Raw genomic sequence first — 13,514 nt, 5'->3', positions numbered from 1 at the left:
TCTACGCATAATGAGTGTAAGGAATTGGTATATAGGTCTATTGGCTTTTACGTTGTTTTCATGTAAAGATTTTGTGCTTAAAAAAGAGCATAAAGATGATATCATAAAAGAAGGACTAGAAAAACTAAACTGGAACGAAGTAGAACAACCTCCACTATTCGCAGTTTGTAAGCGAAAATCTGAAGAAGAACTAGAACAATGTTTTCAGAATACAATCACACAACATATACATAACTACCTTATAAAACACACCATTACAGTAAAAGAAGCCATTAACGATACGATATGGGTTCCTTTACTTATAACCAATGAAGGAAAAATTATACTCGAAGATTTCAGATTGCCACCTAACATAGAAGCACAAATCCCAGATCTAAAAGACAGTTTAGAAAAAAGTATTAGTTCTCTGCCAGAGGTTAAACCTGCCCATACGCGCAGCACACCTGTTACTACACTATATAGACTTCCCTTGGTAATACATATAGATTAAAACTGTACTTATTCTTAATTGCGTAGTTTTGTAGTATAAAACATATCCTTTCTTTTGAGTAACGAAAAAATTATACTAGGTATTGATCCCGGAACCACAATTATGGGATTTGGACTTATTAAAGTTCAAAATAAAAAAATGTCTTTTCTACAATTAAATGAGCTTCAACTCGGTAAATATGATGATCACTATTTAAAGCTAAAACTTATTTTTGAACGTACGGTAGAACTTATCGACACTTATCACCCTGATGAAATTGCGATAGAAGCTCCTTTTTTTGGTAAAAATGTACAATCAATGCTTAAACTGGGGAGAGCCCAGGGAGTAGCCATGGCAGCAGGGCTTAGTCGAGAAGTACCTATTACCGAATATTCTCCAAAAAAAATTAAAATGGCAATTACAGGTAACGGTAATGCAAGTAAAGAACAGGTGGCCAAAATGTTACAAAACCTCTTACAGCTCAAAACACTTCCTAAAAATCTGGATTCTACCGATGGTCTTGCTGCAGCGGTATGCCATTTTTATAATATGGGTCGAGCCGATATTGTGGGTAAAAGCTATACAGGTTGGGCCGCTTTTGTAAAACAGAACGAAAAACGGGTGAAAAAATAACTACAAATTATGGTTTTTGATGATTTCAAATCTATAAATCCTAATTCTAAAATCTAACAATATTAGCGGTATTTATATTCATATTCCTTTTTGCAAGCAAGCTTGCCACTATTGTGATTTTCATTTTTCGACTTCGATGAAGAAAAAAGATGACATGATTACTGCGCTATGCAATGAAATTAAATTGCGAAAACCAGAAGTCAATATCAATGAAACCATCAAGACTATATATTTTGGTGGCGGTACACCAACTGTACTATCTATAGATGAGTTGCAACGTATTATAGATGTAGTTTACAAATATTATCAAGTTGCTGATAAAGCAGAAATTACAATCGAAGCCAATCCAGATGATCTTACCGAAGAGAAAATAGAATTGTTAGCCAAAAGTAACGTAAATCGTTTGAGCATAGGTATCCAGTCTTTCTTTGAAAAAGATCTCAAAATGATGAATCGTGCTCATAATGCTAAAGAAGCTAAAAAATGCCTCTCTATGGCGACTCGCTACTTTGATAACATCTCGATAGACTTGATTTATGGTATCCCAAATATGTCAATAGATCGATGGAAACAAAATATCCAATTAGCATTGGATTTTAAAGTACCGCATATCTCTTGCTATGCCTTAACCGTAGAACCTAACACTGCATTACCAAAATTGATCGAAAAAGGAGAAATCCCTTCGATTGATGATAATGTGGCGCAAAAACATTTTGAAATCCTCGTAGAGTCCTTAGAAAAAGAAGGTTTTAAGCATTATGAATTATCCAATTTTGGTAAGCCCGGATACTTCAGTAAAAATAATACTGCTTACTGGCAAGGGAAACGCTATCTGGGTATTGGACCCTCTGCACATTCCTATAACGGAAAACAACGAAGTTGGAACATTAATAACAATGTAAAATATATCAAAGCCTTACAGCAAAATCTACTCCCCAGGGAGGTTGAAGACTTAACTATTACCGATGCCTACAATGAATATATCATGACAGGATTACGTACCATTTGGGGCGTATCCTTGCAAAAAATAGAAAAGGATTTCGGAAAAAAACACAAAGAACACCTCCTTAAACAAGCTCAAAAACATATCAATACTCATCTTTTATGTTTAGATAGCGATACATTATTTGTAACCAAAAAAGGAAAGTTTTTAAGTGATGGTATTGCAAGTGATCTTTTCTTACTAAATTTAGAGTGATTTTCTCCCTAAAAATAGTTGGAAGAACATATGATTACAACAATAAAACACAATAATCAGTCTTACAAAATTGATCTTTCAAAACCGTTAGATATATCCATTCCTTTAAGAGCATCGCAAGAAAATGTGAATGCATGGTATATCGATCGCCCCAGAATTGAGCCTGTAACAGATGGAGAATGGATCGGAAAAGTATCCGAAGGTGCTTCAACCAACTTTAATAATATTTATTTTAACCCTCATGGTCATGGTACTCATACCGAATGCGTTGGCCATATCACTCCCGAATTCTATAGTATCAATGATGTATTAAAACAGTACTTTTTTATAGCTGAAGTCATTTCTATTCTACCAGAAAAGCAAGGGAAAGATTATATAATTACCATAGATCATATTAAAAATGCCATAACCTCTGTACAACCAGAAGCATTAATTATAAGAACGCTTCCTAATACAGAAGATAAATGTAATAAACACTACTCTAATACCAACTGGCCTTTTCTTACAGAGGAAGCTGCCAGGTATTTAAAAAAGTTGAACATAGAACATCTTCTTATTGATCTGCCATCTGTTGATAAAGAAAAAGATGATGGAAAATTATTGGCTCACAAGGCCTTCTGGGGCTATCCCAAAGCAACTCGACATTATGCTACAATCACAGAAATGATTTATGTAGACACCAAAATCCCAGACGGGCAATATCTTCTTAATCTTCAGATAGCACCCTTTGTAAACGACGCCTCCCCAAGTAAACCTGTTTTGTATAAAATGTTGTAAAAATGAAAACAACCCTAAAGCTCGAAGAAATTGCAATGCTTGGATTAGGAATCTATTTATTTAGTTTACTGTCCTATCCTTGGTGGTTATTTTTGGCTTTATTCCTCCTACCCGATATCGGAATGTTAGGATACATTATAAATAATAAAATTGGAGCATTAAGTTATAATATATTTCATCATAAAGGGATTGCAGTTTTGATATATATTACAGGAATATACATCTCTAACGAACTATTACAGCTTTCTGGAGTTGTTCTTTTTTCGCACGCTGCTTTCGATAGAATTCTGGGATACGGCTTGAAATATGAAAAAGGGTTCAAATTCACACATCTAGGTGAAATAGGCGAAAAGGAATAGAACAAAGTTATTTCTTATATAACTTTTAACTAAAATATAACAACATCCAAAGACAACTTTTTTGGTAACATTTCATCTAGGTAATAGATCAAAAGTTCAAAAATCATGAAAACAACACCATTCTCTTACTCATTAAAAATTTTTAGTATTCTTTTTTTATTAGCTTCTTTTTCATTCTCCTGTTCTGGTGATGATACCAAAGAACCAGATCTCAATACTAGTTTGGCAAAACTTAAAATAACGCCTAAACAATGTAAAGAACCCTGGTTACATTCAGAAGGAAATACATTAGAAAATAAAGTTTACAACTACCTAAAAGACTTAAATATTGAACTTAAAGATTTTGAAAATATCACAAAAGAATTGGCAATGTGTGAAGCCTGTGAGGTATGTTCTGGTCCTACAATTACTATAAAAGTAGATAAAACTCATATCGATCGTTTGATTAAAGAAGGATTTTCTCTAGTCCCAAATTAATATAAATACCTCTATTTTCTTAAACGATATTCTTCATATCTTTACGCCATGGAGTTATTGTTTATCGGACTTTTAGGGGGAGCTATTGTAGCATATTTTATTTTTGCAAGATTTAGTGCTGCTAAAAATAAATCATCTGTACGAACACAGTCTGTTGTACTTAAAGAAAAAATTAAAAGCGTTTGTAAATTAGTTACTGTTGAAGGTGATTTTGCTGAAATCTACCATTATGAAAGCGTAAAAGAAAAGTTCTTCAAATTACTATCGGGAACCAAGAAAGCATTAATCATTATTGAAGCCAAAGCATATGTAGGATTTGATTTATCCCAGATAGCACTAGAGAGTGATACCAAAAATAAGCGAATTGTCCTGACTCATTTTCCGCAACCAAAACTCTTAACTATAGAAACTGATTTTAAGTACTATGACAAAAAAGAAGGCTGGTTAAATCCTTTTACCTCTGGTGACCTTACAGATCTTAACAAAGAAGCTAAGCAATTTATAAAAGATAAAATCCCCCAGAGTGGACTTATGGAATCTGCAAAAAAGGAAGCCCTGACAGCTATTTCACTTATGGAAACTCTTGCAGAATCTATTGGATGGACATTAGATTATTCTGCTTTAAAAATCGACGACAATAATCAAGATTCAAAACAGTTAGAATAAAGAACAATGAGCATAGTTATTTCTACCGATAAAGAAAAATTAGATATCAATTTTATCCATGAGTTTTTAACTCGCTCATATTGGGCAACAGGAAGAACTAAAGAACAAGTGAAGACCACTATTGAACATTCGATGTGTTTTGGACTGTATCTTGATGAAAGACAAATAGGTTTTACAAGGGTGTTAACAGATCATGTAGTATTTGCCTATTTAATGGATGTATTTATTATCGAACAACAACGGGGAAATGGATATTCGAAGCAGTTAATGCAAGCAATAATGGATCATCCAGAACTGCAAGCTATTCGAAGATGGATGCTACTCACAAAAGATGCTCATAATCTATATCAACAATTTGGGTTCGATAGTATAGACAACCCTTCATGGGTGATGGGGAAATTAAATATATAAACTTTTAAAATGAACATCGAAGCATTCAGGGAATATTGTTTATCAAAAAAAGGAGTTACAGAAGAATTTCCTTTTGATGAAAGCACTTTGGTTTTTAAAGTAATGGGTAAAATGTTTGCTTTAACAGGATTAGATCGAATGCCTTTTAGTGTAAACCTAAAATGTGATCCTGATCGTGCTATCGAACTTCGTGAATATCACCCAGAAATAACTCCTGGGTACCATATGAGTAAAAAACATTGGAATACTGTTAACTTTTCTGGTGGTTTACCTACTAATATGATACTCGAATTGATCAATCACTCTTATGACTTAGTAGTAAGCGGTCTGACCAAAAAAGTAAAACAAGAATTAGAAAATCTTTAATAGTAAAAAATAGTAGAATCATTAATTACCTTCTCGAGGGATAATAAAGGAGTTTTGTATCTCTAATCCTTTTAAAAGAGAGGTTTTCAATATTCTTATTTGATAAGTACAAAATGAACAACCCACAACAATTTTATAAAGAGCAAATTTCTCTTCATACTGTATCACTAAAAAAAATAAAAAAACAACTCACCATTTCCAGCACCATACGTCTGTTTGTTTTTTTGGCGATAGTAGCCGGCATATATTTTGGGTACCCTAATACCCAGATTATCATTGGTAGTATTGTTATAGGGACTGTTGCTTTTATTTTTTTAGTAAACCGGCATACCGATCTCTCGTATTCTAAAAATAAACTGCAAAAACTAATTGATATCAATACACTGGAGCTTGACGTTTTTAAAGGAGACGTAACCAACCTTACTCCAGGAAAAGAATATATCGACGCTACACACCCTTATAGTCATGATATCGACCTGTTTGGAAAGCAGTCTTTTTTTCAATATGCCAACCGTACAACTACTCTGGCTGGAAAAAATAAACTAGCAACCATACTTAGCGCCAATGCTATAGATCATATTGAGAAAAAACAAGAAGCTATAAAAAATGTCTCAGAACTCCCCGAATGGAGACAAGAATTTAGTGCCATTGCATCAATGGTTAATGTAAGTGTTTCAGTTTCTTTAATACAAAAGTGGTTGCAAAATTACAGCGCTTTTGTTCCCAAGATTATGCGTATACTTCCTGCAATAGTCTCTGGTATTTCGTTGATATTATTAACATTACTATTTCTGGATATAATCACTTTTACTATGTTTTTGGTTTGGTTTTTTATTGGCCTGGGAATAACCGGGACACAACTTAAGAAAATCAACAAGTTATATAGCAATGCCAATAAAGTAAAAGATACCTTTGAACAGTATTATAAGCTCGTAGATAAAATTGAACATGCAAATTTTGAGGCTGTCTTATTACAAGAAAAACAACAATTGGTAATTAGCGAACGAGAAAAAGCTTCGCAAACCCTAAAACAGTTTGCCAGTATTCTTAATGCTTTTGATCAACGCAATAATATGATGTTCGGGGTTCTTGCCAATGGACTAATATTATGGGATATTCTACAGAGTTATCGTATCGAACAATGGATCGCCAAAAATCACGATAAAGTAGCACAATGGTTCGAGGTTATTGCCTTTTTTGATGCTTATAATTCCCTTGGAAACTTTACTTTTAATCACCCCGACTATATATATCCAAAGATAACATCAGACAATAGTATACTCAAAGCCAAAGAACTGGGTCACCCTATGCTTAATGCTCATAAAAGAATAGATAATGACATTACGATAGACAAAGAGCAGTTTTTAATCATCACAGGGGCTAATATGGCTGGGAAAAGTACTTTTTTGCGTACCGTTGCCTTACAAATTGTGATGTCTAACATAGGATTGCCTATTTGCGCAAAATCATGCGAATATCGCCCTATCAAATTGATTAGTAGTATGAGAACATCAGACTCATTAAGTGATGATGCTTCTTATTTCTTTTCAGAATTAACACAGCTTAAAAAAATTGTAAATGCCCTCGAAAAAGACGAGTACTTTATCATTCTTGATGAAATCCTAAAAGGTACCAATAGCAAAGATAAAGCTGCAGGATCCCGTAAATTTGTAGAAAAACTGGTTAAAGCAAAAGCAACAGGTATTATAGCAACCCATGACTTAAGTCTATGTGAGATTGCATCAGAGCTACATCAAGTAGAAAATCGATTTTTTGATGCTCAAATCGTAAATGATGAACTATACTTTGATTATAAATTTAAAGATGGGGTTTGTCAAAATATGAATGCCTCATTCCTGTTAAAAAAGATGGGAATTGTATAATTAAGGTTAACACCTTAGAATAATAGAATTTAACAATACAAAAGCTTTATGTAACCCACCGAATTACAAAAGTATTTTCTTAACCTTTCTAATAAAGAGCATTCTTAAATTTATAAGAAAGCACAATATCTTCAATCAAAAAAACGTGCATCCCAATTCTATTCAGGTTTTTTGATAGTACCGTAAAAGAATACAAATACTCTTAATTATTATTACTAATAGAAATTAAAAAAATAGTATAGTTCTATCTACATATTTTTTTAAAATATGAGTTTCAACAAAAACATACTGATAAGAATGTTTTTTTGTATATTTGTTATATGGATCAAAAAATAAAATCTAAAGAAACCCAAAATTTAATCATTAATAATGCTTTTGAGCTATTCTACAAGCATGGTTATAACAAGACCAGTATTCCAGAAATTATAAAGGGTACGGGGCTTTCTAAAGGTGCTTTTTATCATCACTTTAACAGCAAGAAAAATATTGGAGAAAAAGTAATTGATCTTACCGTAAGAAAAAGAGTCTATGAAAGGATGGTTGTCCCTCTCAAAAACCCTGATGATGCGCCCGTAATACCATTGCTATGTGATGTTTTTATTAAGCGTATTGAAGGCTATTCTGATTTGGAAAAAGATTTAGGTTGTCCAGCAAACAACTTAATTAATGAAATTGGATATTCCGAAAATTCATTCAGGAAAATGCTCAGGGGTATAATCGATAATTGGCAACTGGTTATGATCAATCTATTAGAGCAAGGCAAAATAAAAGGTGAAATTAGAAAAAATATTGATACATCGGCAACAGCTATTTTTCTAATAAGTGCCTTTGAAGGCGTAAGAGGTATTAGAAAAGTATATGATGATGATAAAATATTAGACGAATATCTTATAGCTGTAAAAAACTACATTGAGCAATTAGCATAATCTTTTAATCAAAAAAAATAAAATGGAAACAATTCAAATTACACTAGAACAAATATCAAATACAGCAATGCAATTAAACAATGAGGCCGTAAAAGTCATTGTAGATCGTCCTCTAAGCCAAGGTGGTGGCGGCAATGGATTAATGGGTGGGCAATACTTATTGACAGGTATTGGAGGTTGTTTCTGTAGTACATTTTTTGCCGCAGCACAATCTAGAGATTTAGAAATTGAAGGTTTTCAAGTGGATGTAATTGCAATCAAAAGCGAAGATTTACCTAAACGTTTTACAGACATACGCCTTGATGTATCCTATAAAAAATGCAGTGATCCTATAGTATTTAAAAAATTACTCAGAATTGCTGAAATGGGTTGTTTATCAATTAACACCATTAAAGAAGGTATGGGATTTAAAGTAAATCAAAAATGAAATAAGTTATGTACAACAAAGACACACCGGGGAAGAATTGCCTCTTTTAGTCAAGCAACCCTGAAAGGAAATCAGGACAAGTAGCTATTGATGTAAAAACCATAATATTTATAAGTAATAACGATCAATTATAGTATTCAAAATTAATGCAGTATATGAAACTAATAGAAAAATTTAAGGACATTACAGACTACTTCTCTCCAAAAATAATTGGAGAAGTTAATGATACTTACGTTAAGCTGGCAAAAATAAAAGGTGATAAAGTTCCCTGGCATAACCATGAACATGAAGATGAGCTCTTCTATATCATTGAAGGAAGCCTTCTTTTTGAAATAGAAGGACAAGATCCTTTTACCATGAATCAAGGAGATCTGTTTATTGTAAAACGTGGTGTTAATCATAGGGTTTCCTCAATAGAAGAATGCAAAATCATGCTGATAGAAAACAAAACAGCAGCGCATACAGGAAAAGTAAAATCCGAAATCACCAAAAATATCCAAGAACAACAATTAGAATCATGAAAAATCTATTGTAAATGCAAACTCATTAGTTTAAAATATTTTATAATAAATACTTGCTATAGGCAAGTATTTATTATATTTATACTATGGAAAACATAGTTAACAAAATCCGTGGGTTTAATCGCTTTTATACTAGAATCATCGGGGTAGTCAATAATCACATATTAGAAAGTCGATATTCACTTTCAGAAGTTCGGGTTATGTACGAGATCTATCATAATCCTAAAATTACAGCTCGACAAATAAAAGAGATTATTCAGGTTGATGAAGGTTACTTAAGTCGCTTGATAAAAAAGTTGGTTACCCTAAATATCGTCAATAAAATAAAATCACAAGACGATCATAGAATATCATACCTAAAGCTCACAGAAAATGGTGAAAAAATATTTTTAAACCTTAACCAGCGCTCATCAGATGCTATTTCTGAGATAATTCAACATCTTAACAAAGGAGAGCAAGAAGAATTAATTCTATTATATAAAAAAATAGAAATTTTATTAACCAAAAAAGGAAATCAAAATGCAGATTAATGACATTTCTATCAGAACAACTATCAAACCCGGTGACTTGGGGTATATCATTCATCGTCATGGCAAACTATATGGTGAAGAATATAACTATGGAGTAGCATTCGAAACCTATGTGGGGGAGGGAATGCATGAATTTTATAAAAATTACAATCCCGAAATAGATAGAGCCTGGATATGTGAGCATAATGACAAGATTGTTGGTTTTGTTTTATTGATGCACAGAGAGAATAAAACCGCCCAACTTCGATATTTCTACCTCGAACCAGCATATCGAGGGTTAGGACTTGGAAAAAAATTAATGTCCCTTTTTATGGATTTCTTTTATAAAAAAGGATATCAATCTGCCTATCTATGGACAACTCATGAATTATCCGCTGCTGCTTCGCTTTATACAAAGCATGGATTTAAATTAACAGAGTCAAAAAAATCAATTGCTTTTGAGAAACCTTTGATAGAAAATCGCTATGATTTGTCAACTACACCTTGAGTTAAAGTCAAATTTTAATAAAAACCAATTAAAGAAATTAAGCAACGGTAATGATAAATTATCATTAATTCTATCCTTTTTGGCAGTAATGATTTAACCTACCCTCCTTTTCAGAAATTTTATATATCACTCGAGTCTATAGTTCAATTAAATTTTCATACAATTGTATAACTAAGAAATACCGGCACTAAGGTAGTAATGCTTTTATAGTCAAAACATCATAGTAAATAAATAATGATATGAAAAACTTAAACTTAAACTATATAGTACTAATCTGTATCGCTCATATTTCTCTGCATTCTTGTAAAAACAATTCGACCCCTCAGGAAAATAAAACCCCTACACCTCAACAAATAGATAAAGAAAATACTACACTAACAGAAGAGGAACCAAAACAACCTAAATACCCAACACTAAACATAAAGCCAAATGATCGAATAAATTCACCCATCAAAATAAAAGTGAATTCTGAAGGGGTTTGGTATGCCAATGAAGGGGAGCTTGGATGGATCGAGCTAATTGACGACAAAGGAAATGAATTGGCAAAAGGTATATTAAGCGCTGATGGTGATTGGATGAAAAGTGGCCCTGTAATGTTTTCGACCACCTTAACATTTGATTCAAAAAATATAAAAACCGGTAAACTTATAGTTCACAACGATCCTGGAGAAGGAGACGGTGATGAAGCAGGGGAATCAATAAGTTTTGAAATACCTATTATTTTTTAGTCTCAAACATGAGTTATATCTTTGAATATATACCGTCTCCTCTAGTTAATATAATTAATCAATACCAATGATATTACCTATTCTACTAAGTCTTATCTTTTTTATCCTTGGGATTATTCATTTTAATTGGGTTGTCGGAGGAACATTTGGATTTGAAGCCTCATTACCAACTAAGGAAAGTGGTGAACGTGTATTGAATCCCAAAAAAATTGATAGTGCTATAGTAGCACTTGGACTAACTGTTTTTGGTTTTTTTTATGTACTCGAATCTGGTCTTATAGCTTATGAGTTGCCTAAATGGCTCCTGAAATATGTAAAATGGATTATCCCTTCTATTTTTATACTCAGAGCTTTGGGGGACTTTAAATATGTTGGTTTTTTTAAACGAATAAAACAAACAAAATTTGGTAGATTAGACACTATCTTTTTTTCTCCGTTGTGTCTAATTATGGGATCAATCGGATTGATAATAGCCATAACAAAGTAATAAAACAAGTGAACACAAAAGATAATTTAATGATGGACGGCTATGAAAGCCTGGATGATTACTGGACAAAGACAAAATTAAATTTGTTACAGAAATTAAAAATACATACTGCTGCTATTTTAATTACCATATTCAAATGTATCATTAAACCTATCAGATTCTTATTTGGTAAAAACTTTAATTTACTTGCAAATATTGATGAGGATTTAGGTGAATTCGATATATTAGGACGTAAAAGAAAAAAAGAATTTGGACAACATTATCTTACGCAACCAGAAATAGATGAATTTATAAACAGTGGTATTCATGGGCCATTTCGTGTATTAGACACTATTGAAGCCGAAAACCTTGCAAATGAAAGTGATGACCTATTTAAAAAACACTTTCATAAAACTACTATATTTGGTAAAGATATTTTGAATTCGCTAAAAGCATCTGGTGATTACTCTATAAATTATCTAGGTTTTTTTCAGGGATCAAAATACAGAAGGCTTTGGGATGTATTAAAACATCCCAAATTATCACAGCCTCTTCAAAGTATTTTAGGTGATGATTTATTATGTTGGAGATCCCAGTTTTTTGAAAAAAAACCAGGACAGGAAGGTACATTTTGGCATCAAACTGGTACTTTTCGAGAATCTGATGAAAAGCCAAAATTAGAACCCACTCGTCTTACACATCCAGCTATTGCACAATTATCTGTATGGATTGCTCTAAGAGATACCAATAAAGAGACAGGATGCTTACGCATGATAGAAGGCTCTTTTCGTGATGGCCGTTTTGAAAGAATTGTAACTAATATTCAGGATGATTTATCTGGTTATTTAATGTCCCTGCCCTACTCAGAAATTACCAAAACCTTAAAAACCATTTGGTATACTACAGGCAATTTCAAAAAAGCACAATTAGTTTTCGAAAAGATAAAAAAAAAGGTGCCCTCTCTTTTTGAAAATGTCATCATTAGAGATCTGGAAATGAAAGCAGGCGAAGCAATCATTTTTACTTCTTTAAACACTCATGCATCTTATGCAAATACTTCTGATGATCGTGTGCGTTTGGCTTTGGCAGGAAGATATACCCGATCAGATGTTCATATATTCAAACATGAGTCAATTTCTGTATTACCAACCAAAAGTGGTGGTATCCCATATAATGTACATAAAGAATCTTCTATTCCCGTGTGTGGTAATCCTAAACATCCAAAGACCAATAATAGTATAGCAGAATATCCCTATCCTAAAAGAAGTCATGATTAACCAAAACTTGGCTCATGTAATCTTTTTTTATAATCTGAAGGAGTCATTCCTTTAATCTCCTTAAATTTTCTATTGAAGTTAGAGAGGTTTTTGAAACCACTACGATAAGAAACTTCAGAAATGGTGATGTCCGATTCTCTGGATATTAATCTACAGGCATTCTCAATTCGTACCTCGATCAAAAACTGAAAGAACGTTTTATTGGTTCGTTGCTTAAAATATCGACAAAAAGCATTTGGTGTCATATTAGCCAAATCAGCAACTTCTTTTAGAGAAAAATCTCTATTAAACTCATTCATCACCACCTGAAAAACTTTAGCCATTCTCTTTCCTTCATTATCAGTATACGCCCTTTTTGAAATGAAAGATGATATGGTTTCGGTTTTTGATGTTTTCAGTATTTTTAAAATCTTCAAAAAAATGGTAAACCGATCTAGTTTTTCTTTTTTCTCAACAATTTTTAGAAATTGTTTTTTTAATTTTTCCTTTTTAGAGAATACTTTAATCCCATATACCGAATTTCTAAAAAATCCTGACAAATCATTAAACTCAGGAAGTTTAAAAAATAGATTTCCAAAAGACTCTTTGGTAAAAAAAAGTGAGATCATATAAGACTTTACTGCAGAAGAAGCACTCTTTAATACATGAGGAACGTTACTTCCAAAAATCAAAATATCATTAGCCTTATAATCAGTTATAGTATCTCCAACAATTAAACTCCCTTCTCCCGATATTATAATTGATATTTGTATCTCCTCATGTTGATGAAATTTATCATAAAAAACAACTTCCTTATCTTCCTGTACAATTAAAGTGTCAGTCGAGGATTTTGGTATTTTAAAAGGTAATGCTTTCATTTCTAATTCATCTATGAATCAATATTAATCATAATTATGCATATATTAACAATAAA

Annotated in this window: 19 protein-coding genes; 18 read left to right on the top strand and 1 reads right to left on the bottom strand. The window is 32.4% G+C overall.

The window, feature by feature from the left end:
- Positions 1–10: 10 nt before the first annotated feature.
- From DG435_RS23255 to DG435_RS23170, 18 genes are all read left to right on the top strand, one after another.
- Entirely contained in the window at positions 11–490 is a 480-nt protein-coding gene (locus DG435_RS23255; protein ID WP_106790668.1) for a hypothetical protein, read from the top strand.
- 54 nt (positions 491–544) lie between these two features.
- Entirely contained in the window at positions 545–1,102 is a 558-nt protein-coding gene (ruvC, locus tag DG435_RS23250) for a crossover junction endodeoxyribonuclease RuvC (protein ID WP_074407176.1), read from the top strand.
- 61 nt (positions 1,103–1,163) lie between these two features.
- Positions 1,164–2,300: a radical SAM family heme chaperone HemW gene (gene hemW / locus DG435_RS23245; protein WP_106790667.1), complete on the top strand. Its 1,137-nt coding sequence runs from the start codon at positions 1,164–1,166 to the stop codon at positions 2,298–2,300.
- 30 nt (positions 2,301–2,330) lie between these two features.
- Positions 2,331–3,077, top strand: coding sequence for a cyclase family protein (locus tag DG435_RS23240; RefSeq protein ID WP_106790666.1), 747 nt, complete (start codon positions 2,331–2,333; stop codon positions 3,075–3,077).
- A gap of 2 nt (positions 3,078–3,079) precedes the next feature.
- Positions 3,080–3,436: a DUF4260 domain-containing protein gene (locus DG435_RS23235; RefSeq protein WP_106790665.1), complete on the top strand. Its 357-nt coding sequence runs from the start codon at positions 3,080–3,082 to the stop codon at positions 3,434–3,436.
- Between the two features lie 105 nt (positions 3,437–3,541).
- Entirely contained in the window at positions 3,542–3,913 is a 372-nt protein-coding gene (locus DG435_RS23230; RefSeq protein WP_106790664.1) for a hypothetical protein, read from the top strand.
- Positions 3,914–3,961: 48 nt separating this feature from the next.
- Complete coding sequence (locus tag DG435_RS23225) at positions 3,962–4,579, top strand: DUF4230 domain-containing protein (RefSeq protein ID WP_106790663.1); 618 nt, start codon at positions 3,962–3,964, stop codon at positions 4,577–4,579.
- A 6-nt stretch (positions 4,580–4,585) separates the two neighbouring features.
- Positions 4,586–4,990, top strand: coding sequence for a GNAT family N-acetyltransferase (locus DG435_RS23220; protein WP_106790662.1), 405 nt, complete (start codon positions 4,586–4,588; stop codon positions 4,988–4,990).
- A gap of 9 nt (positions 4,991–4,999) precedes the next feature.
- On the top strand, positions 5,000–5,356 hold the full coding sequence (locus DG435_RS23215; RefSeq protein WP_024772499.1) for an MmcQ/YjbR family DNA-binding protein: 357 nt from the start codon (positions 5,000–5,002) through the stop codon (positions 5,354–5,356).
- 113 nt (positions 5,357–5,469) lie between these two features.
- The gene (locus DG435_RS23210; RefSeq protein WP_106790661.1) at positions 5,470–7,239 is read left to right on the top strand and encodes a DNA mismatch repair protein MutS; all 1,770 of its coding nucleotides are present in this window, start codon (positions 5,470–5,472) and stop codon (positions 7,237–7,239) included.
- Positions 7,240–7,559: 320 nt separating this feature from the next.
- On the top strand, positions 7,560–8,165 hold the full coding sequence (locus DG435_RS23205) for a TetR/AcrR family transcriptional regulator (RefSeq protein ID WP_106790660.1): 606 nt from the start codon (positions 7,560–7,562) through the stop codon (positions 8,163–8,165).
- Positions 8,166–8,187: 22 nt separating this feature from the next.
- Positions 8,188–8,592, top strand: a complete 405-nt coding sequence (locus tag DG435_RS23200) for an OsmC family protein (RefSeq protein ID WP_106790659.1) — start codon at positions 8,188–8,190, stop codon at positions 8,590–8,592.
- A gap of 155 nt (positions 8,593–8,747) precedes the next feature.
- Positions 8,748–9,113 carry a cupin domain-containing protein gene (locus DG435_RS23195; protein WP_106790871.1) on the top strand — a complete coding sequence of 122 codons (366 nt, stop codon included), beginning with the start codon at positions 8,748–8,750 and terminating at the stop codon, positions 9,111–9,113.
- An 86-nt stretch (positions 9,114–9,199) separates the two neighbouring features.
- Entirely contained in the window at positions 9,200–9,643 is a 444-nt protein-coding gene (locus tag DG435_RS23190) for a MarR family winged helix-turn-helix transcriptional regulator (RefSeq protein ID WP_106790658.1), read from the top strand.
- A complete protein-coding gene (locus DG435_RS23185; RefSeq protein WP_106790657.1) occupies positions 9,633–10,130 on the top strand; it encodes a GNAT family N-acetyltransferase in 498 nt (165 codons plus the stop codon). Before DG435_RS23190 ends, DG435_RS23185 begins: the two co-directional genes overlap by 11 nt.
- Before the next feature lie 239 nt (positions 10,131–10,369).
- Positions 10,370–10,858, top strand: coding sequence for a hypothetical protein (locus DG435_RS23180; protein ID WP_106790656.1), 489 nt, complete (start codon positions 10,370–10,372; stop codon positions 10,856–10,858).
- 67 nt (positions 10,859–10,925) lie between these two features.
- A complete protein-coding gene (locus tag DG435_RS23175) occupies positions 10,926–11,345 on the top strand; it encodes a DUF3995 domain-containing protein (RefSeq protein WP_106790655.1) in 420 nt (139 codons plus the stop codon).
- Between the two features lie 8 nt (positions 11,346–11,353).
- Complete coding sequence (locus DG435_RS23170) at positions 11,354–12,601, top strand: phytanoyl-CoA dioxygenase family protein (RefSeq protein WP_159025404.1); 1,248 nt, start codon at positions 11,354–11,356, stop codon at positions 12,599–12,601.
- Here DG435_RS23170 and DG435_RS23165 read toward each other — a convergent pair.
- Positions 12,598–13,458: an AraC family transcriptional regulator gene (locus tag DG435_RS23165; protein ID WP_106790653.1), complete on the bottom strand. Its 861-nt coding sequence runs from the start codon at positions 13,456–13,458 to the stop codon at positions 12,598–12,600. The genes DG435_RS23170 and DG435_RS23165 overlap by 4 nt on opposite strands.
- Between the last annotated feature and the right edge of the window lie 56 nt (positions 13,459–13,514).

The organism is Aquimarina sp. Aq78, from assembly GCF_900299525.1.
In the GTDB taxonomy this organism is placed as follows: Bacteria; Bacteroidota; Bacteroidia; order Flavobacteriales; family Flavobacteriaceae; genus Aquimarina.
Note: the sequence above shows the minus strand (reverse complement) of the source record. Positions and strands in the feature narration are given on the sequence as shown.

What these genes read in the sequence shown, in the direction of transcription:
- DG435_RS23255 (WP_106790668.1), top strand. Translation starts at nt 11, where the DNA reads ATGAGTGTAAGGAATTGGTATATAGGTCTATTGGCTTTTACGTTGTTT.
- DG435_RS23240 (WP_106790666.1), top strand. Translation starts at nt 2,331, where the DNA reads ATGATTACAACAATAAAACACAATAATCAGTCTTACAAAATTGATCTT.
- DG435_RS23235 (WP_106790665.1), top strand. Translation starts at nt 3,080, where the DNA reads ATGAAAACAACCCTAAAGCTCGAAGAAATTGCAATGCTTGGATTAGGA.
- DG435_RS23230 (WP_106790664.1), top strand. Translation starts at nt 3,542, where the DNA reads ATGAAAACAACACCATTCTCTTACTCATTAAAAATTTTTAGTATTCTT.
- DG435_RS23225 (WP_106790663.1), top strand. Translation starts at nt 3,962, where the DNA reads ATGGAGTTATTGTTTATCGGACTTTTAGGGGGAGCTATTGTAGCATAT.
- DG435_RS23220 (WP_106790662.1), top strand. Translation starts at nt 4,586, where the DNA reads ATGAGCATAGTTATTTCTACCGATAAAGAAAAATTAGATATCAATTTT.
- DG435_RS23215 (WP_024772499.1), top strand. Translation starts at nt 5,000, where the DNA reads ATGAACATCGAAGCATTCAGGGAATATTGTTTATCAAAAAAAGGAGTT.
- DG435_RS23210 (WP_106790661.1), top strand. Translation starts at nt 5,470, where the DNA reads ATGAACAACCCACAACAATTTTATAAAGAGCAAATTTCTCTTCATACT.
- DG435_RS23205 (WP_106790660.1), top strand. Translation starts at nt 7,560, where the DNA reads ATGGATCAAAAAATAAAATCTAAAGAAACCCAAAATTTAATCATTAAT.
- DG435_RS23200 (WP_106790659.1), top strand. Translation starts at nt 8,188, where the DNA reads ATGGAAACAATTCAAATTACACTAGAACAAATATCAAATACAGCAATG.
- DG435_RS23195 (WP_106790871.1), top strand. Translation starts at nt 8,748, where the DNA reads ATGAAACTAATAGAAAAATTTAAGGACATTACAGACTACTTCTCTCCA.
- DG435_RS23190 (WP_106790658.1), top strand. Translation starts at nt 9,200, where the DNA reads ATGGAAAACATAGTTAACAAAATCCGTGGGTTTAATCGCTTTTATACT.
- DG435_RS23185 (WP_106790657.1), top strand. Translation starts at nt 9,633, where the DNA reads ATGCAGATTAATGACATTTCTATCAGAACAACTATCAAACCCGGTGAC.
- DG435_RS23180 (WP_106790656.1), top strand. Translation starts at nt 10,370, where the DNA reads ATGAAAAACTTAAACTTAAACTATATAGTACTAATCTGTATCGCTCAT.
- DG435_RS23175 (WP_106790655.1), top strand. Translation starts at nt 10,926, where the DNA reads ATGATATTACCTATTCTACTAAGTCTTATCTTTTTTATCCTTGGGATT.
- DG435_RS23165 (WP_106790653.1), bottom strand. Translation starts at nt 13,458, where the DNA reads ATGAAAGCATTACCTTTTAAAATACCAAAATCCTCGACTGACACTTTA.